Origin of the sequence: Pseudodesulfovibrio piezophilus C1TLV30, assembly GCF_000341895.1 — a bacterium.
GTDB lineage: Bacteria > Desulfobacterota > Desulfovibrionia > Desulfovibrionales > Desulfovibrionaceae > Pseudodesulfovibrio > Pseudodesulfovibrio piezophilus.
This window is the reverse complement of the sequence record NC_020409.1, coordinates 830,678-848,932: the sequence shown is the minus strand read 5'-3', so window position 1 is coordinate 848,932 and position 18,255 is coordinate 830,678. Positions and strand designations below refer to the sequence as shown.

20 protein-coding genes are annotated in these 18,255 nt (G+C 49.7%); 17 read left to right on the top strand and 3 right to left on the bottom strand.

Features of this window, described 5'->3' with window-relative positions; genetic code table 11:
- Nucleotides 1-4 precede the first annotated feature (4 nt).
- The 10 genes from nuoH to BN4_RS04100 all read left to right on the top strand — a co-directional run bounded on the left by nuoH (nucleotide 5) and on the right by BN4_RS04100 (nucleotide 9,740).
- On the top strand, nucleotides 5-979 hold the full coding sequence (gene nuoH, locus BN4_RS04145; RefSeq protein WP_015414101.1) for an NADH-quinone oxidoreductase subunit NuoH: 975 nt from the start codon (nucleotides 5-7) through the stop codon (nucleotides 977-979).
- An 11-nt stretch (nucleotides 980-990) separates the two neighbouring features.
- Nucleotides 991-1,578, top strand: coding sequence for a 4Fe-4S binding protein (locus tag BN4_RS04140; protein WP_041720130.1), 588 nt, complete (start codon nucleotides 991-993; stop codon nucleotides 1,576-1,578).
- A 1-nt stretch (nucleotide 1,579) separates the two neighbouring features.
- Complete coding sequence (locus BN4_RS04135) at nucleotides 1,580-2,095, top strand: NADH-quinone oxidoreductase subunit J family protein (RefSeq protein WP_015414099.1); 516 nt, start codon at nucleotides 1,580-1,582, stop codon at nucleotides 2,093-2,095.
- Entirely contained in the window at nucleotides 2,092-2,400 is a 309-nt protein-coding gene (nuoK, locus tag BN4_RS04130; RefSeq protein ID WP_015414098.1) for an NADH-quinone oxidoreductase subunit NuoK, read from the top strand. The genes BN4_RS04135 and nuoK overlap by 4 nt, the downstream gene beginning before the upstream one ends.
- A gap of 5 nt (nucleotides 2,401-2,405) precedes the next feature.
- A complete protein-coding gene (locus BN4_RS04125) occupies nucleotides 2,406-3,953 on the top strand; it encodes a monovalent cation/H+ antiporter subunit D family protein (RefSeq protein ID WP_015414097.1) in 1,548 nt (515 codons plus the stop codon).
- Nucleotides 3,954-3,962: 9 nt separating this feature from the next.
- A complete protein-coding gene (locus BN4_RS17870; RefSeq protein WP_015414096.1) occupies nucleotides 3,963-4,223 on the top strand; it encodes a hypothetical protein in 261 nt (86 codons plus the stop codon).
- On the top strand, nucleotides 4,213-6,006 hold the full coding sequence (locus tag BN4_RS04115; protein ID WP_015414095.1) for a Na(+)/H(+) antiporter subunit D: 1,794 nt from the start codon (nucleotides 4,213-4,215) through the stop codon (nucleotides 6,004-6,006). Before BN4_RS17870 ends, BN4_RS04115 begins: the two co-directional genes overlap by 11 nt.
- Before the next feature lie 25 nt (nucleotides 6,007-6,031).
- The gene (locus BN4_RS04110; RefSeq protein WP_015414094.1) at nucleotides 6,032-7,564 is read left to right on the top strand and encodes a complex I subunit 4 family protein; all 1,533 of its coding nucleotides are present in this window, start codon (nucleotides 6,032-6,034) and stop codon (nucleotides 7,562-7,564) included.
- Between the two features lie 13 nt (nucleotides 7,565-7,577).
- Nucleotides 7,578-9,026 carry an NADH-quinone oxidoreductase subunit N gene (locus tag BN4_RS04105; protein WP_015414093.1) on the top strand — a complete coding sequence of 483 codons (1,449 nt, stop codon included), beginning with the start codon at nucleotides 7,578-7,580 and terminating at the stop codon, nucleotides 9,024-9,026.
- A gap of 153 nt (nucleotides 9,027-9,179) precedes the next feature.
- Complete coding sequence (locus BN4_RS04100; RefSeq protein ID WP_015414091.1) at nucleotides 9,180-9,740, top strand: type I restriction enzyme HsdR N-terminal domain-containing protein; 561 nt, start codon at nucleotides 9,180-9,182, stop codon at nucleotides 9,738-9,740.
- Nucleotides 9,741-9,850: 110 nt separating this feature from the next.
- On the opposite strand, the gene BN4_RS18040 is transcribed toward BN4_RS04100, so the two are convergent.
- The gene (locus tag BN4_RS18040) at nucleotides 9,851-10,042 is read right to left on the bottom strand and encodes a 4Fe-4S domain-containing protein (protein WP_269450397.1); all 192 of its coding nucleotides are present in this window, start codon (nucleotides 10,040-10,042) and stop codon (nucleotides 9,851-9,853) included.
- A 168-nt stretch (nucleotides 10,043-10,210) separates the two neighbouring features.
- Between BN4_RS18040 and aroL the strand changes: the two genes are divergently transcribed.
- The 5 genes from aroL to BN4_RS04070 all read left to right on the top strand — a co-directional run bounded on the left by aroL (nucleotide 10,211) and on the right by BN4_RS04070 (nucleotide 14,513).
- Entirely contained in the window at nucleotides 10,211-10,720 is a 510-nt protein-coding gene (gene aroL / locus BN4_RS04090; protein ID WP_231856574.1) for a shikimate kinase AroL, read from the top strand.
- Between the two features lie 94 nt (nucleotides 10,721-10,814).
- Entirely contained in the window at nucleotides 10,815-12,179 is a 1,365-nt protein-coding gene (locus BN4_RS04085) for a TrkH family potassium uptake protein (protein WP_015414088.1), read from the top strand.
- Nucleotides 12,180-12,193: 14 nt separating this feature from the next.
- Nucleotides 12,194-12,853 carry a potassium channel family protein gene (locus tag BN4_RS04080; protein ID WP_015414087.1) on the top strand — a complete coding sequence of 220 codons (660 nt, stop codon included), beginning with the start codon at nucleotides 12,194-12,196 and terminating at the stop codon, nucleotides 12,851-12,853.
- Nucleotides 12,854-12,862: 9 nt separating this feature from the next.
- Nucleotides 12,863-13,927 (top strand): chorismate synthase, encoded by a 1,065-nt coding sequence (gene aroC / locus BN4_RS04075; protein WP_015414086.1) that lies wholly within the window; start codon nucleotides 12,863-12,865, stop codon nucleotides 13,925-13,927.
- A gap of 118 nt (nucleotides 13,928-14,045) precedes the next feature.
- Nucleotides 14,046-14,513, top strand: coding sequence for a hypothetical protein (locus tag BN4_RS04070; RefSeq protein ID WP_015414085.1), 468 nt, complete (start codon nucleotides 14,046-14,048; stop codon nucleotides 14,511-14,513).
- Nucleotides 14,514-14,624: 111 nt separating this feature from the next.
- Here BN4_RS04070 and BN4_RS04065 read toward each other — a convergent pair whose 3' ends face one another.
- Together BN4_RS04065 and BN4_RS04060 are read right to left on the bottom strand one after the other, a co-directional pair.
- Nucleotides 14,625-15,005 (bottom strand): hypothetical protein, encoded by a 381-nt coding sequence (locus BN4_RS04065; RefSeq protein ID WP_015414084.1) that lies wholly within the window; start codon nucleotides 15,003-15,005, stop codon nucleotides 14,625-14,627.
- Nucleotides 15,006-15,095: 90 nt separating this feature from the next.
- Nucleotides 15,096-15,620: a hypothetical protein gene (locus tag BN4_RS04060; RefSeq protein WP_015414083.1), complete on the bottom strand. Its 525-nt coding sequence runs from the start codon at nucleotides 15,618-15,620 to the stop codon at nucleotides 15,096-15,098.
- A gap of 182 nt (nucleotides 15,621-15,802) precedes the next feature.
- Between BN4_RS04060 and BN4_RS04055 the strand changes: the two genes are divergently transcribed.
- Nucleotides 15,803-17,554 carry a chloride channel protein gene (locus BN4_RS04055; RefSeq protein WP_015414082.1) on the top strand — a complete coding sequence of 584 codons (1,752 nt, stop codon included), beginning with the start codon at nucleotides 15,803-15,805 and terminating at the stop codon, nucleotides 17,552-17,554.
- 102 nt (nucleotides 17,555-17,656) lie between these two features.
- On the top strand, nucleotides 17,657-18,175 hold the full coding sequence (locus BN4_RS04050) for a hypothetical protein (RefSeq protein ID WP_015414081.1): 519 nt from the start codon (nucleotides 17,657-17,659) through the stop codon (nucleotides 18,173-18,175).
- Nucleotides 18,176-18,255 lie beyond the last annotated feature (80 nt).

Below are 18,255 nucleotides of genomic sequence, written 5' to 3'. Positions count from 1 at the left end.
ATCTATGAACGCATTCTTACAACATTTGATACCTTTGGTCATAGGTGCCATTGGGGCCATGGTATGGTTAGGTCTCAATGCACTGGTGCTGGTTTATTGTGAACGCAAATTCGCAGGACATATCCAGCGCCGCCCCGGTCCTTTTGAAGTCGGTCCCCATGGAATTCTTCAGCCTCTTATTGATGGCTTGAAGCTTATGGGGAAGCAGCTCCTGACCCCGGATAATTCCGATGCAATCCTTTTCTGGATGGCACCGATTCTGTCCATGATTCCGGTTCTGCTCCTCTTTATGCCTATCCCCTATGGTCCCTCGGTCATTGGAATGAAGGTGAATCTTGGTCTGTTGTTGATATTGGCATTTTCCAGTTTCAACGGATTAGCTGTGATTCTGGCTGGTTGGGCTTCAAACAATAAGTGGGGTGTGCTTGGTGCGGCTCGTGCAGTAGCTCAGACCGTAGCCTACGAAATTCCGCTTTTGTTGGTGGTTTTGACCATCTCATTCATGACGGGGACTCTGGACCTGTCCGAGATCACAGCGCAGCAGAGCGGACATATCGGTAACTGGTTTATATGGAAACAGCCTCTTGCTTTTATTATCTTCATTGTGGCGATGTTTGGTGAAACGAATCGTGCTCCCTTTGACCTGGCGGAGGCCGAGTCCGAGTTGACTGCGGGTTTTCATACCGAATATTCGTCCATGGGATTTGGTCTCTTCTTCATGGCGGAGTACGGATATATGGTCGTGATCAGCTCCGTGTGTGCGGTGCTCTTTTTGGGAGGTTTTCATGGTCCCATCCCCGGTATTGACGGATGGTGGTGGATGCTTCTCAAAACATATGCTCTGCTTTCCTTCATGATCTGGGTTCGTTGGACCTACCCTCGGGTTCGGTTTGACCAACTTTTGAACATCAACTGGAAATGGCTTCTGCCGCTGGCTACAGCAAATCTGTTGGCTACAGCGTTGCTGATCAAGTTGTAGGGTGTCACATTATGAGTACATTCAAGAAAAACGTCATACAGCCAATTCTCGATTGTTGGTCTCTGCTGGTGGGATTGAAGATCACAGGCAAGTATTTTTGCAAGCCATTGGTCACAGTCCATTATCCGCGTGAAGTCATCGACGACGAGAACCTGTCAACATACGGTGGGCACATTGAGCTTATAGGCAAGCCTAAGGATCCGGCCATGCCCAAGTGCATTTCGTGCATGATGTGTGTGACCAACTGCCCGAGTAAATGTCTGAAAGTTGTCAAGCAAAAGGCTCCCAAACCGACACCTGAACAGGAAGCGGAATGGGCACGGGCTGAAGAAGCTGGTGAAAAAGTCGTCAAACCCAAAGCGCCGAAGAATCCGGCCAAATTCACCTATGACTATACTTTGTGCAGCTTGTGCGGGACCTGCATCGAAAACTGCCCGGCCAAGTCGTTGAAGTTCTCCAACAATATATACTGGGTGGCAACAAGCCGGGAGGAGATGCATATAGATCTTATCGCCCGCTTGAAAAAGCAGGCCACGGAGTTGTCTGCTCCGGCTCCCAAAGGTACGGCTCAATCCGCCGTATCGGGGAAGGAGGCATAACATGGAAATAATGGCAAAAGTCGCATTTTGTATCTACACGCTGGTCATTTTGGGAGGCTCAATCGTTGCGGTCTCAAGTTCCAGTCTGGTCCGTGCCCTGGTAGGGCTAATCACCACACTGATCGGTGTAGCCGGCATGTATATGCTTCTGGCAACTCCGTTTATGGCCTTCATGCAACTCCTGATTTATGTGGGAGCCGTTTCTGTCCTCATCTTCTTCGCAGTCATGCTGACGCGGGCCGAACGAGGTGGAGATGAATCCGGAAAGGCCCCTATGAAAACGTATGTGTTCGGGCTTGCGGCCACTCTTGCTCCGGCCGGGGTTCTCGGCTGGCTGATCATGACCAGGCCGGTCCAGTCTCTTGCGGTCCCAACAGAGGTCACTATTAAGCAATTGGGCGGTGAGCTTCTTGGGTCGTATTTTCTGCCCTTTGAACTTATCTCGGTCATTCTTATGGTCGCCATGTCTGGTGCCGTCTTGTTGACTTGGGAAAAGAGAGGAGGGGAGAAGAGATGAGTGCCCTGACACTATATCAAATCGTTGCGTTGATTTTGTTGTGCGCAGGCCTGTTTGGTCTGACTCAGCGGAGAAGCCTTGTCGGTATGTTGATCTGTGTGGAGCTTATGCTCAATGGTGCGGGATTGTCCATGGTGGCGGCCGCTCAACTCACGGAATTCAATGCGGTCCTCGGCCAACTCGGTACCCTTTTTGTCATGGGGCTTGCCGCAGCAGAAGCGACCATCGTGCTGGCAATCGTTGTTGTTGTCGCCAGGCGGTTCGGTTCCGCCCGCACCAGTGACATCACTACCTTGAAGGAATAGCTGTTATGAATGGGGTTACAATCGAAAGTGCCCGGATTCTGCTGCCGGTGGTGATTACACTGATCGCACCGCTCTTTGTCTGGCTAATGAGAAAAGATGAAAACAAACGGGAGGCTGTCAGTTTCATTGCTGCCGCGCTCACGTTTGTCTGTATGTTGTCCATGGCCCCTGCCATCTTGAAAGGCGAGGTCTGGTATTGCCATGTGACGACGATCCTTCCCGGTTTGACCATCGCCTTTTCCGCCGACGGCCTCTCAATGGTCTTCGGGTTGATTGCACCGTTCCTCTGGTTCTTTGTGACCAGCTATAATATCGGCTATATGCGCGGTCTCGATGAGCACGCGCAGACACGGTATTACATCTGTTTTGCCGTCGCTATCTTTGGTGCTGTCGGGGTGGCTCTCGCGGCCAATGTGTTCACGCTCTATCTCTTTTACGAGATCATTACCGTGTTCACCTACCCTCTTGTGTATCATCACGAAGATGAAGAGGCCAAGGTCGGTGCCCGCAAGTATATCGTTTACCTGATGGGAACGTCCAAGCTCTTCCTGCTTCCTGCAATGGTTTTGACTTATGTGCTGGTCGGAAATCTTGATTTCCACCTGGCAGATATCGTTAATGGGATGTTCTCCCCGCAGGTTGTGGCCGAGCATCCGAGGTTGGTCGCACTGACATATTGGCTGTTCATCTTTGGTGTAGGTAAAGCCGCTCTTATGCCGTTTCACAACTGGCTGCCTTCTGCCATGGTTGCACCGACACCTGTTTCGGCCTTGCTGCATGCAGTGGCAGTTGTCAAAGCCGGTGTCTATTGCGTCTGTAGAATTGTGCTGTCTGTGTTCGGAACAAAGACAGCTGGACTGTTAACCATGAGCCAGGTCTATATCGGTGCGCCGGGGTCGCTTCTAGGGGATCTGAGTATTGCCCACGGGACAGCGTATATCGCGGGATTTACCCTCGTCGTCGCCTCATTCATCGCCTTGACCAAGGACGATATTAAAGCTCGGTTGGCCTACTCAACAGTGGCACAACTCTCATATATCGTCGTCGGTGTGACAATGCTGGCGGATACGGCAATACAGGGAGGCGTGATGCATATTGCTCACCACGCTTTTTCCAAAATAACGCTCTTCATGGGTGCGGGTGCCATATATGTGGCGACTCACCTCAAGAAAATCAGTTTGATGGACGGCTTGGGGCGCAGGATGCCTTGGACATTCGGTGCATTCGGGATCGCTTCATTATCCATGATCGGTATGCCGCCCGTGTGCGGGTTTGTTTCCAAATGGTATTTGATTAACGGTACCCTGGATTCCGGCCAGTGGCCGATTCTGCTTCTGCTTCTTCTCAGTACGGCGCTCAACGCAGGGTATTTTGTCCCTATCCTGTACCGTGCCTTCTTCAAGCCAGCGGCTCCTGAGGCCAATATCGAGCAGTACGGCGAAGCATCCAAAACCATGGTCATTCCGCTGTGCATTACGGCAACCATCTCGGTGTTCCTGGGTCTGTATCCGCAGACATTCCTGAACTTCGTCAACATTCTGGGCAAGTTCTAGGGGGTAGATATGAGTCAACAAGGGTTAGGCGAGCTTCTCGCCAAATGGAGAGACAACGCAAGGACGTGGAAGATCATCTTCTTCGTAGTACTCATTGTGCTGCTGGTTCTTAATGTCCCATTCGTCTCGCATCATCCGCACTTCGGCCTCGACAGATATCCCGGATTCTTTGCCGGGTTCGGACTCTTTGTCGGATTGGGGATGGTCATTATCATGAAAAAAATCGTCCAGCCGTTTATCAAGCGCAAGGAGGACTATTATGGAGACTAGTTTCATCCATCCCTCCATGGCTTTCCTTGTCTTAGCGGCGCTCGTTCCCCTCATTCCGAAGGATCTTTGGCTGAATAAAGCTTTTCGAGGCTCATTGGCGCTCTGTGCGCCATTGATTGCCTTGGCCAGCATTATGGCCGTTGAGCCTGGCATGTACGGAACATTACATTACCTTGACCAGGCGCTTGTGCTTGGACGAGTTGATAAACTGTCCATCGTTTTTGGTCAGGTCTTTGCCGTCATCGCTTGTGTCGGGGCTATTTACGGCATGCACGTAGAGGATAAAGGGCACTATGTGTGTGGCTCTCTCTATGTGGCAGGTGGTTTTGGTTGCGTCTTTGGAGGAGATCTGCTGACAGTTTTTCTGTTTTGGGAATTGATGAGTATTGGCTCAACATTCCTTATCTGGCAGGCTCGAACCAAAGAGTCCGTCGGAGCTGGATTCCGCTACTTTGTGTATCACACAGTCGGCGGTCTTTTCCTGTTGGCCGGATTGCTATTGAAATACAAGGCCACCGGTTCTTTTGCCTTTGTGGGGGCAGACCCGCAAAGTGCGCATTTGTATGATTGGCTGATCCTTCTCGGATTCTGCGTTAATGCTGCTGTCGTGCCCCTGCATGCCTGGTTGCCTGACGCATATCCTCGCGCATCGATAGCAGGTGCCGTTTACATGTGTGCTTTCACAACTAAAACTGCTGTGTATGTGCTGGCTCGGGGTTTTGCCGGATGGGAAATCCTTGCCGTAGCCGGTACCTGTATGGCGGTTTTCGGTGTACTCTACGCCTGCATTGAAAATAATGCCCGGCGTATTCTGTCCTACCATATCGTTTCGCAGGTCGGATACATGGTCGCGGGTATTGGTATAGGTACAGCCATGACGCTCAATGGTGCCGTGGCACACGCATATGCCCATATCCTCTATAAAGGGCTGCTCTTCATGGGCACCGGTGCTATCCTTTATGCAGTCGGTACGGTTAAACTCAACGAGTTGGGGGGATTGGCCTATAAGCTGCCCTGGGTTATGGTTTGGTATATGGTGGCGGCATTGTCCATTTCGGGAATGCCTTTGTTTAACGGCTTCATTTCCAAGACAATGACTATTGCCGGAGCTGCTGAAGCGCACCATACACTCCTGGCGCTTGGCATGGAAGTCGCCGCAGTTGGAACATTTATCTCTGTAGGGATCAAACTTCCGTACTTTGCATTCTGGGGTGGCAAGAAGGAATATGTCGGCGAGGTTAAACCGTTGCCGTTCAATATGTACATAGGCATGGGAATTTGTGGTCTTCTTTGCATTGCGCAAGGGGTGTACCCTGAAATGCTGTATCACTACCTGCCATACGCCGTGGAGCATCACTTTGAGCCGTGGCATATCGACAAGGTCATTAATTCCAGCTTGTTGCTCGGTTTCTCTGGTCTGGCATTCTACCTGACACGGAAGATAATTACACCGCATGCGTTTCTCAATCTGGACTTTGACTGGTTTTACCGTCTCATCGGCAATGTCACCATGAAAGCTGTATGCTGGCCAATTTCCAAGGTTGATGATCTCTGGACCGAAGTCTATCGGACTGTTGGTCTGCGAGCTTTGATCAGTGCCGGAGCCGGAACAAGTGTCTTCGACAAGAAGGGCATTGATACAGTGGTGGATGGAAGCGCCTACGCCGTCAGGGATCTCGGAAAGGTGGGGGCCAAGGCCCAGACCGCCAATCTGCAGGATTACCTCGCGTTTGCCGCCGTTCTTGGTTTGGGCATCTTCGCCCTGGTCTGGTACTTCGGCTAAGCCGGACAATCTAAGGAGAGCTGTTTTGGACTTCGGATATCCGGTACTTACAGTATTGATAGCATTCCCCATGGTGGCGGCGTGTGGCCTTTTCTTCCTGCGGGCTCCGCAGGTGGTGAGGATGTACACTTTTGCGGTGTCAATCCTTGAGCTGCTGCTAGCCATCCCTCTTATGAACTTTCAACTTAACGCTGAATTCCAGTTTGTCGAGCAAATAGATTGGGTCCATCAATGGGGACTGCAGTATTACCTCGGCGTGGATGGTATCAGCTTACTTATGGTTTTATTGACGATCGCGATCCTGCCGTTATGCGTCATGTGTTCGTGGACCTACATAGGGAAACGGGTCAAAGAGTTTCACTTCTGCCTGTTATTCATGACCTCTTCGGTACTGGGTGTTTTCTGCTCCCTTGATCTGGTCCTGTTTTATGTGTTCTGGGAAGCCATGCTTATCCCCATGTATCTGCTCATCGCGGTTTGGGGGGGGGATGATCGCAAATATGCGTCACTCAAGTTCTTTCTGTACACGTTGGCAGGTTCAACTCTGCTGCTGGCGGCGATAGTCGCTTTCAGAATAACCGGGGGCACCTTTGCCATTCCAGATCTGATGCAGATGAACTTCAGCTTCAGATTTCAATTCTGGGCATTTCTTGCCATGGCCCTCGCCTTTGCCATCAAGGTTCCCATGTTCCCGTTCCATACATGGCTTCCAGCGGCGCATGTTCAGGCTCCGTCCGCAGGGTCCGTCATTCTGGCAGCCGTGTTGCTCAAGATGGGAACCTATGGTTTCCTTCGTTTCTGTCTTCCGCTCACACCTGCGGCTAGTGCCTACTTCGCTCCGATGATGATTGCCATTTCACTGGTTTCCATCATTTACGGCGGAGCTATTGCTTTGGGCCAGTCCGATATTAAAAAGTTGATTGCATACTCTTCGGTAGGGCATATGGGGTTCGTAACCCTTGGCATTTTCCTCTTCAACATGCGAGGCGTGGAGGGAGCGCTTTTCCAGATGCTCAACCATGGTATCGTCACGGGTGCACTCTTCATGATGATAGGTGCTGTGTATGAACGAAGCCACAGTCGTGAGATTTCAGACAATATGGGCTTGGGCAAATACATGCCTGCTTTCATGTTCTTCTGGGGACTGATGGCCCTCTCCTCTCTGGGATTCCCGGGAACCAATGGGTTTGTGGGTGAAATTCTGGTTTTTGTGGGGGCATTCCAGGAGAATACATGGATCGGATTCCTGTGTGTGCCCGGTGCATTGCTTGCTGCGGCCTATATGTTCCGCGTGTCTCTCAAAATGGCTTGGGGAAAGCCTACTACTGCCAGCAAATGGAGAGATCTCAATGCTCGTGAGTGGGTCTATCTGGCTCTTCCAGCGGTCTTTGTTTTCTGGATAGGGCTGGCTCCCACTCCGTTTTTTAATATCGTTGATCCATCCATCAATAAGCTGTTGAACGATTTCGATAAGCGTAAAGTGGCTCATCTTGAAGCCGAACAACCCATGCAAACTGCCGCCAATGACATCCTGAGTGTCTTGGCGGACAAGAAATAAGGGGGCCAGGAACGTGTCTCACATTACACTCATTGTCCCGGAACTCTATTTTCTTCTCCTTGTCGTTGCACTGATGATTCAGAGCTGCGGCACAAGGGAGTGGAAACCTGATGTTGAAAAATGGCTTCCTTTTGGGGCGGGACTCGGCTTTTTCGTTTCAATTGTCGCTTATGGTTCACAGGGGTATCTGTTCTGGGATGTTTACAAAGTCGATATGATGTCCCAATTCTTCAAGATAGTCATAGCTTTTGGGTTCTACGTAGTCGTTCTCAATGCATCGCGTAAGAAGACGATCAGTGATGAGAAGAGAACGGATTATTACATGCTGCTTGGTTTTTCAACGTTCGGCCTGATGCTTTTGGCTTCCTGCGTCGAGTTGATCACAATTTACCTGGCATTGGAGCTGGCTTCTTATTCAATGTACGCGATTATTCCGCTTAGAGCCAAATCCAAGGGCGCAGCGGAAGCGGGGGTCAAGTACATCCTTTTCGGGGCTGTCGCCACGGCATTAGCTCTGTATGGATTGTCCTACATCATGGCCAGTCAGCACACGACGTATATTGCTGAACTCGCAGGGAAGAACTGGCATTTTGCTGACAACCCGATGGCTGTTGCCGGCCTGTGCCTTTTCCTAGGCGGTATGTTCTTCAAACTGGCTCTGTTTCCCTTCCACTTCTGGTGTCCTGATGTTTACCAGGGAGCGAGTAACGAGACGGCTGCTTTTGTGGCGACCATGCCCAAGATGGGGGCCATCGTGGTGCTCGTTCGCATGGCAACATTCTTGAAGCCCGGTCTGGAAGTGACAACGCTTCTCGCTGTCTTGGGAGCTTGCTCCATGACATTCGGCAACCTTTCGGCATTGGTCCAGACTGATTTGAAACGTCTTCTTGGATTTTCTTCAGTTGCTCATGCTGGGTATATCATGGTTGGTTTGGTCAGTGGCACACCTGAAGGATTGGCTGCGGCTGCTTTCTATGCATTGGCTTATCTGGTCATGAATCTGTTGGTCTTCTGGATCATCAGTCGAGTGGCTGTGGATGGTCGCAATCTCAAACTTCACGATCTTAATGGGCTTTATAAGAAGGCACCGGTACTGGCTTTTTCACTTGCAGCCGGAGCTTTTGCTCTTGTCGGGCTGCCTCCAACAATGGGCTTCATGGGGAAATTCTTCCTCATCACCTCGGCTTGGGGACACGGATATAACTGGTTGGTCATAGTGCTTGTGTTGAATTCAGCTCTGGCTATTTATTATTATCTCGGGTTGTTTCGGCATGCTTTCACAGAAGACACAGCTTCCGACTCAAGCCCTGTGCCGGATAATGGCTGGTTTGCCTCTGCCGGGGCCGGAATGTTGGCCGCAGCTGTTTTGCTGGCCGGGATAATCCCGGCACCGCTCTTCAATTTCGCTGTTGCGGCCGGCAAAAGTCTGTTCGGTATTGTCGCTGTTGGTGGCGGGCATTAAAGACTTATTTGAAATGGTGTGATGGGGTGGAGGGTATGACCTTCACCCCCTTTTTTTTGCCAAACGAGTTGTTGTGGTTGCTGTGGGGATGTGTTTGACAGCACTTGCTTTGCGAGATGAGCGGTTTTATCTTCTTGGGTAAGGAGGAGTATCATGCATGAGACAAGTTTAGGCGGTACACTCAGAGATTATTTGACAGGAGAAGAAATTGACGAAACCACATTCGAGGAATTTCGACAAGCTTTGGGACGATTTTTGGTAGAAGAAAAAGGGTATCCTCTGCAACAGATAAAGGGGAAAGTGAAATTACGCTACTGCATTGATGGCGAAGAGTATGAGCGCCCATTGGATTTCGTTGTGTATGATAAAATGGGGAGACCTGTTCTGGTTATCCTTTTTTGTTCAGGAGAAGTCGGGAGTTATGAGCGGGAAACTGTGTGTGCTGGACGCCTTCTTGATGGCGGTCCTGTTGCTTACGCATTGGTGACCGACACCATGGATGCCTCTTTGATAGATGTCATGACAGGTGAAGTCATAGCTCGGTCCATGAATGCGGTCCCAAACTATGAGGATCTGCTTCAGATGACCCATGAGGTAGAAACACGCCCTCTGACTGAAGAGCAACGAGAAAAGCAAACCCGAGTCTTTCATACCTATTGTGGATTTTTGTATGGAACCTGTTGTAGTGAATCATGTTCTTTACCCCCAAAATGACAGTTGTAGAAAGTGGGGACACTGAATTGAAGGGAAAAGAAATCGTGATGAAACAGTGAGGCCTTAGTATGGTAGCTTGGAAAATCGGGCAGTCAGAGCTGCCCGATTTGTTAGCAATCCACGAAAACGATACATCCTTCAGGGCATGCATTCATAATATCGCGTACCTCTTCTTCCGTCACTTCGGAGCGGCAAACATAAGGCATATCGAGCACTTCGTCCCATTCGAAAATATCCGGATTCAACTCAGTACATCCTTGGCATAAGCGGCAATCGCCTAACTCAAGGGCAACCTCTCGCATCTTTGGGCATGTATTATTTGTCTTCATATAATAATATTAATTACTATTGCGATATAGGGCAAGTGAAAGCTTGTAACAGGCCATATTTTTTATCCCCTTTTCCCTGCTAAGGAACAAGCATTGTCTGGAGCGTTGTTTTCCTTTAGGATTCTGTGCATGGAATTGCATATGAACATATTTCTTATTGGCCCTCGGGCATGCGGTAAGACTCGTATCGGTCGTCTTTTGGCGAATTCTCTGGGTGCAGAATTTGTCGATACGGATCATTTTTTTGTAGACATGGTTGGAATGGAGATCGCCCCTTACGTCGAAAGATACGGGTGGGAAGGGTTCAGGGAGATGGAAACAGAGGCTTTGGCATCTGTTTCTACGGGTGGACGTCGAGTTATCGGATGTGGCGGTGGCATTGTTTTACGCGAGTCAAATCGCGCTATCCTTGCATCCGGGGTGGCTGTTTACTTGAAGACTGCTCCTGAGGTTCTTGTCCACAGACTTCAGCGTGACCCTCATGAAGCGCAACGGCCTTCATTAACCGGCCATTCAGTGGTTGACGAAGTCGCATCAGTCCTGTCAGAACGTGCAGCCCTCTACGAAGGGTGTGCCGATATTATCGCGCCAGAAGGTGAACCGGACGATATTGTCAAGTTTATCAAACGTGAAATCCTCCTGCTTTCCTGAGATTTTTTGACAGCTGAGGGAGAGAGGCATATAGACTGCTGGAGGCGGTACTCCGAAGGCTGCTTCTTCGGATTCCGTTGTTTTGAGGGAGTATATGCGAATCAAGTTTTTATCTCCATATTGGTTGCCCGTATGGTTCTTTGCCGGGGCTATTTTGATTGGGACGATTATCTTGCATCTGGATGTCAGTCATCCCGGTGGCCCTTTGTCCTTTGTTGATGCCTTGTTTACTGCGACTTCCGCCATGTGTGTGACCGGGTTGATCGTGGTTGATACCGGGTCTTTTTTTTCTGTGCTCGGCCAGGATGTCATCCTGATTCTTATTCAATTTGGTGGATTGGGAATTATGACGTTCACCACGCTTTTTATCTATCTTTTTGGCAAGCATGTTTCTCTTGGTGACCGAATGGCAGTGGGACAAAGTCTGTTACATGACCCCTCGTTCAGCCTGGTGAAGTTCCTGGGGCGGATCGTCATTGCAACATTTGTCCTTGAAGGATTGGGAGCATTTGCCCTCTGGTGGATGGACCCAATTGGATTTTCTCCATATTCAGCAATTTTCCATTCTGTTTCAGCATTTTGCAACGCAGGATTCTCTCTTTATTCAGATAGCTTAAGCCAGTGGAGTAACCATGCGGGTATCAACATGGTCTTCATCGTGCTCATCACTGCCGGAGGGCTGGGCTTTTATGTCCTCTATGAATGTTCGTCATTACTGAAAAAAATGATCCTGAACAAAAGAGCCATTCGTCGAGGTGTCCCACTTCTCAGTTGGCATTCTTCCATTGTACTCAAGACATCATTCTTTTTAGTTATTGCGGGGGCGATTGTTATTTTTTCCGCTGAAAGTGCTGCGAATAATGCTCCAGCGAGCATGAGTGAGCGCGTGCTGACAGCGCTCTTTCAATCCGTGACATGCCGCACAGCGGGATTCAACACTGTCGATATCGGGAGTATGTCCAATGTTTCCCTTGTCTTCATGATGGGGCTGATGCTCATTGGTGGATCTCCGGGGTCCTGTGCCGGTGGTATCAAGACGACCTCTTTCCGAGCACTGTGCAGTTTTGTGGTCGCGCAGTTCAAGGGGCATTCCCAAGTCAAGGTAAGTCGCTTTGCGCTGAGCAGTGAGGCTTTGAATAAGGTCTTGACATTATTCATGGTTTCCGTCCTGCTGGTGATTCTCGGAACCATGGTCCTGACCACACTTGAGAGTGCGGGAGCGTCGTATCTGATGGGGCGTGGCAAATTTATGGTGAATATGTTCGAGGTCATCTCCGCTTTTGGAACGGTGGGAATCTCCACAGGCTTGACAGCTAATCTTAATACAGCGGAGAAAGTGATGATAATTGTCCTCATGTTTGTTGGCAGGCTTGGGCCGATGTGGCTTTTGTCTGCTCTGCAAAGTTGGCAGACAGAGCGACGCTACAAGTTGCCGACAGGCGACCTGCCGCTTGGCTAGGTCAGGAGAAATAGATGGCTGGAAAAATGGAAATTGGGGTTATCGGGCTCGGGAAATTCGGTTTTTCTCTTGCGGAAGCCCTTGCCAACCTTGGCCATGATGTTGTCGGTGTGGATCTGAATGACGAACATGTTCGTCGTGCGCAAGATAAGTTGGCGCAAGTTTTTCAGGCTGATGCCACAGATGAGAAAGCGCTGGAGCAAATCGGTTTCAAGGACTTGGAAAAGGTTATTGTTTCGACCGGATCATCCATGGAAGCCAGTCTGTTAGTTGTCTTGAATCTGCAAGCCCTGGGTGTCAAAAACATATGGGTGAAGGCGATCAGCGAAAAGCATGAGCGGGTACTCTATAAACTCGGGGTTCCTTATGTTGTTTTTCCTGAGGCATTTGTCGCCTTCCAATTGGCACACCGCCTCACGACTCCGGGGATTCACGATTATCTCGGCTTGGGTGCGGATGTGGTCACCAGGGAGATTCTGATTGACCGTTGGGCCGGGAAAACATTGCGAGACCTGGATTTGACCAACCGATATCAGGTTCAGGTCGTGGCCTACAGAAAGAATGGTGAAGCGGATTTCAGTTTTGTCCCAAGAGCGGACAAAAGATTCGAAGAAGGGGATGTCATCGTCCTGATAGGCAAGACACAAGATGTCTTGCAGATAGAAAAATTTTAGGGAGTTTCGATGCACGGAAACATTTTTGGAGAAATATTCACCCTGAGCACATTCGGTGAATCCCATGGTCCCGGTTTGGGCGGCATCATTGACGGTTGTCCATCAGGTATCCCACTCGATGAATCCATGCTTCAGCTGGAGCTTGATCGGCGAAAACCCGGGCAGGGCGGGATTGCTTCAACAGCCCGGCAGGAGGCGGACCATGTCAGAATTCTTTCAGGAGTTTTTGAAGGAATGACAACCGGTACCCCTATTGGTTTTACTGTTGAAAACACAGACCAGCGTTCCCGTGACTATTCCAAGATCAAGGATGTTTTTCGTCCGGGCCATGCTGACTTTACACTCAATGGAAAGTTTGGATTTCGTGACTATCGTGGCGGTGGACGATCCTCGGGAAGGGAAACTGTCTCGCGAGTGGCTGGAGGAGCCGTAGCTCAGGAGCTTTTGCGTTCGGAAGGAATTGCCATTTTTGCCTACACCGTTGAGTTAGGGGGGATAGCGGCAGATATTCTTGATTTTGAGGGAGCACAGGACAGACCTTATTTCAGCCCTGACCCAAAAGCACCGGCTCTTTGGGAAGAAAGAATCAAGGATGTCAAATCCCAGGGGGACACCCTCGGTGGTGTGGTCGAGGTCCGTGCGACATCTGTTCCCGTGGGACTGGGGGAGCCTGTTTTCGGCAAACTTGATGCTCGTCTGGCCCATGCTCTTATGTCTGTCGGGGCCGTGAAAGGTGTCGAAATCGGCTCTGGTATGCAGGCGGCTCGATCTTTGGGGAGTGAAAACAATGATGCCATCGGACCTGAAGGATTCTTGTCAAATAATTCTGGTGGAGTGCTAGGCGGAATTTCTTCGGGACAGGATATTGTAGCCAGGGCCTATATCAAGCCCATACCGTCCATTTCTCGCGAGCAGCAGACTGTGACGACCCATGGAGAGCCAACACGAATTAATATCGGAGGGCGTCATGACATTGCAGCGATCCCACGCATCAATCCTGTACTCAAGGCGATGATGGCACTGACCATTGCCGACCTTCTGCTTCTTGACCGCAGGCTTGGAGTGCGTGCCTAGTGAGCTGAAAGATCAATGAAATTGATTCAAGGAGTTTTCCACTGGAGGCGATTGTCACTCCGTTCGTCTTGAATAACTGTGTATTGTGTGGTTTTATAGCTCGTAAGGAGCTTTTATCATGCCACTGAAGGACTACACCGGAATTGTGGAAAGGCTGCAACAAACCCTCGGTAAGGGATTTGCCGAGGAACCCTGGATCTTCAACATGCCGGGCAAATCCATTGCCTGCAAGATCGATCATTATTATTATATTGCTGTTATGCCCGCTTTTGCAGAACAATTGGGACGTCTTGGTGGCATGTTTCCTGACCAGGTGATGGAAGCGCTTGTCAAGACAGGAAATTGTATCACTGCTGCGCCGCAGCGCGAGCCTGTGTTGCCCTTGTCTGTGAGTTGGGGTGGGCGGGTTGTGACTGTGAAGGCCGCCTTTGTTGACGCTGATTTCATTGACCGGGCAGTCAAAACATACGGCGGTCTCGGGTCAGTGCTGAATGTTTCGGAATTAAAGATCAATGGCGAGGATCGAGTCAAGGTTGAAACGTTATTTAAAGGGAAGACCGCACCACAGAATTTGGCCTATTTTTGATATTCTTTAAACTAAACAGTGTTTTGGAAGAATGTCATGTGTCTTTCGAATGAATTGGCAAAGTAAAAAAAGCCCCACTCATAACAAGTGGGGCTTTCGAGCATTTCAGGTTTAATAGGTAAAGACGGCCCAGGGGAGAATTCCTATGATCACGAGGACCAGGAGCCATAATCGTCCGGCCATCAGGTTATAGTCCTGCAAAACCCTTTCGAGTGAATTCGTCTGAACAAAAAGGACGAGACCGAGTTCAAAGACGAGAGTTTGTGCCACCCATATCATCCCTGCCCAGAGTGCTTCACCCGAAGAATTCAAGGGCCAAAGGTCTTCGAGCAGAAGTGTATACAGACCAAAGAGCAAAACTGCTGTGAAGCACGAAAGCTGGTGTGCTCGCAGTTCGGACATCAGAGGCCCGTATAGTTTGTCCCTCGCCGCACCATTGAGAAGTGCGAAAAGAACCATCGGGAGCCACGCAATGGCATATGTGTTGAGCATCGGTTTTTCGTGTCCTGCTGAAGTTCATTATTGCTTCCAACCGAGTTGGGTGAAAGAGGGAAATGAGTCGCCGGATAAACCAGAAGCTGCCTATTGGGCTTTGACTGTACTCTTGGGACAGGTCTCGCTCATGTAACAGATTTCACAGCCGCCATTATATGGGTAGGGAGTGAGGACGGCGAATTTACGGTTGACTGTTCCTTCCTGATTCCAGGTCAGTCCCAGTTCAGCGAAAGCACCGAGAACTCCTTCGCCCGGACGAGGGAGGGGGGCACATTGTCCATCTCCGAGTTCGGGAACAAAACCTTGTGCCGTGCTCATGACCATGGCTATGGCAAGGTTGTGGAAGAGAAGCCCGTGTGTCGGGGAGTCCTGCCAGATCCCTTCGATAGTATTTTCCACGTCTTCTTCAAGGAATATGAGAAGAAATTTCCCTTCACCTTCAGTGTTGGTCAACTCGAATGCTTTGAGGCTTTCTTTTGCCCATGTATCCCAGAATGGTTCAAAATCGTCCATGATCTGCTGATCAACACGAGTTTCTCCTGCTATTTCAAGGAAATACATCATGTCGAATTCCGGTTGAGGCTTCAGGGGCGTAATATCATATTTAGGCATGTATGGTCTCCATTGGTATGTGATGAATGGTCGGATGGTCTGAGTACCTTTTTTCCCGGTTTCGCTCAAGTTGCGTCGCTGCATTGCACTTAATGTCGGATTCGGGTTAGTCTCGGATAGGTTGAGATATGTCGGGCACTCTCTTTGTCAACTGCGAATATCAAGTGAAATCTGGAGTATCCATGCCGGAGCATAGTGGAGAACCCCTTTTTGAAAGGCTCAAACGACCCAATATTCAGTACCTGTTTCTTGCAATCCTGATCGGAATACTTGCCGGGTATGGCGCTGTCCTTTTCAAATATATTCTCAAATTCATGCAGTGGCTATTTTATCAGAACACCGAAGACATGGTCCATATGGCAGATACAGTGCCTCTGTGGATGAAAATAGTCATGCCTGGCATTGGCGGACTGGCTGTTGGTTTGGTTGTGAATTTTTTTGCCAGTGAGGCCAAGGGGCATGGTGTGCCTGAAGTTATACAGGCCATTGCCCTTCGGGGCGGACGCATTCGAAAACGAGTGGCTGCTGCCAAAATTTTTGCTTCGGCCATTACCATAGGCTCTGGAGGGTCTGTGGGACGTGAGGGGCCGATGGTTCAGATCGGTTCTTCCATCGGTTCCTCCATCGGCCAATTGTTCAAGGTTCCGAGTGTACATATGCGGACCATGGTTGGCTGTGGAGCTGCTGCTGGTATCGCCGCGACCTTCAATGCTCCCATTGCGGGAGTTCTCTTCGCATTGGAGATTATTATCGGTGACTTCGGAGTCATGCAGTTTTCTCCGGTCGTGCTTTCTTCAGTGACTGCGACAACTATCTCGCGCTATTATTTTGGTGATTTTCCCCATTTCAAGATCCCGGAGTATTCCATAGTTTCGTTATGGGAATTTTGTTTTTACCCGGTATTAGGTATTCTTACCGGGTTTGTGGCATTGGCGTTTACAAAAATCTTATATCAGTGCGAAGATTGGTTTGATGCCATGTCCATACCGGAATGGATAAAACCGGCACTGGGTGGCATACTTCTCGGCTGTGTTTTTTCTCTCTTTCCGGAAGTCTTTGGTGTGGGATATGGTGCCATGAATATGGCCCTGACAAATTCCATGGATTTGTGGCCTCTTTTCATGCTTATTTTTGTCAAGATTCTAGCTTCATCTCTGACCTTGGGGTCTGGAGGGTCAGGGGGGATTTTTGCTCCCTCTCTGTTTATGGGGTGCATGACTGGCGGTGCCTTCGGACTGGTCCTTCATACTCTTTTGCCAGGGCAGACTGCTGTTCCTGGCGCATACGCACTTGTCGCGATGGGGGGCGTGGTAGCCGGGACGACCTACGCGCCTATTACCGCTATTCTTATAATATTCGAGATGTCAGGGACTTATTCGATCATACTCCCGCTGATGCTTACTTGTATAACGGCTACGGTCATGAATTCCACGATCCGACGGGCATCTATCTATACGACTCGTTTGCTTCGGCGAGGTATCGATATTGAGGCCGGGCGGGAACGACATCTTTTGGAACACATTATGGTCAAGGAGGTCATGACCAGCGAGGTTGTGACCATTCCCCAGTCCATGCCTCTGGAGCAGATAGTATGGACCTTCAAGGTCAAAAACGCACCATACCTTCATGTTGTCGATGAGGAAAATCGTTTGACCGGCATCATTTCGTTTCGCGATATTCGGGCAGTGTTGAATGAGGATGGTCTGTTGAATCTCATAATCGCCCATGATCTCGCTACTCGTGAGCTTGTGACGGTTACCATGGATGACACCTTGCAGGAAGCATTGGATCAGATCACGGACAAGGGTGTTTCCCAGTTACCTGTTCTAACCTCGAAGATGAGACCTCAACTGGCTGGAACATTAACAGAATCAGCTATCAACGCCGCTTACAATTCAGCTTTAGTCAGAGACGAACTACTGGGGAACGGCTGACTCGGGAGAGTCGTTGTCGTGCGGTCTCAAGTGTGCTAAATGCGACGCGTCAGCCCGTTTTCGTGCTGATGGACTTATGAAGTACTGAAGGAACACATATATATGAATGATATCAGAATAACAGCAACTCTGTCTTTGGATGAAAAACATCCCGATGACGCCTATCTTGACTTCAACCTCTCTGTGGACGGCCAATACTTGCACGAGGTCAATGTGTATGTTGACCCTGTTGCACTTGTCACATCGTCCACCATCTCTGGTGAATTTTTTATCTACACCTGTGATTGCGGTAATCCGGCCTGTCAGGGCATAGATGATGGAGTCGTGATCTCCCACACTCCTGATTCCGTTATCTGGCGATTGAAGAATCCCATTTCATGGCCCACGGATGAACCCAGGCCGGACTGGGCGCATGATGCTGAATTTACCTTTTCCAAGGCTAATTATGTTCAGCAGGTAGCAACATCACTTGATCATGCCAAACGCTTGGTGAAAGGATTCAGACCGAGTAACAAGATATGGGTTGGCCCCGATTTGACCATAGAGGGACTTCTTGCCTTGGAAATGCCCATGCATGGCGGTTTTTTTGTTCCTGAACCGGATGAATACGCAGTCCACTAGTCTTGTTAATGTTCTTATTCGCAGCCACTGGGCATGGTCTTTTCCATGGAGCTTGCTAAAGTCGGGCACCCGTCTCTTTG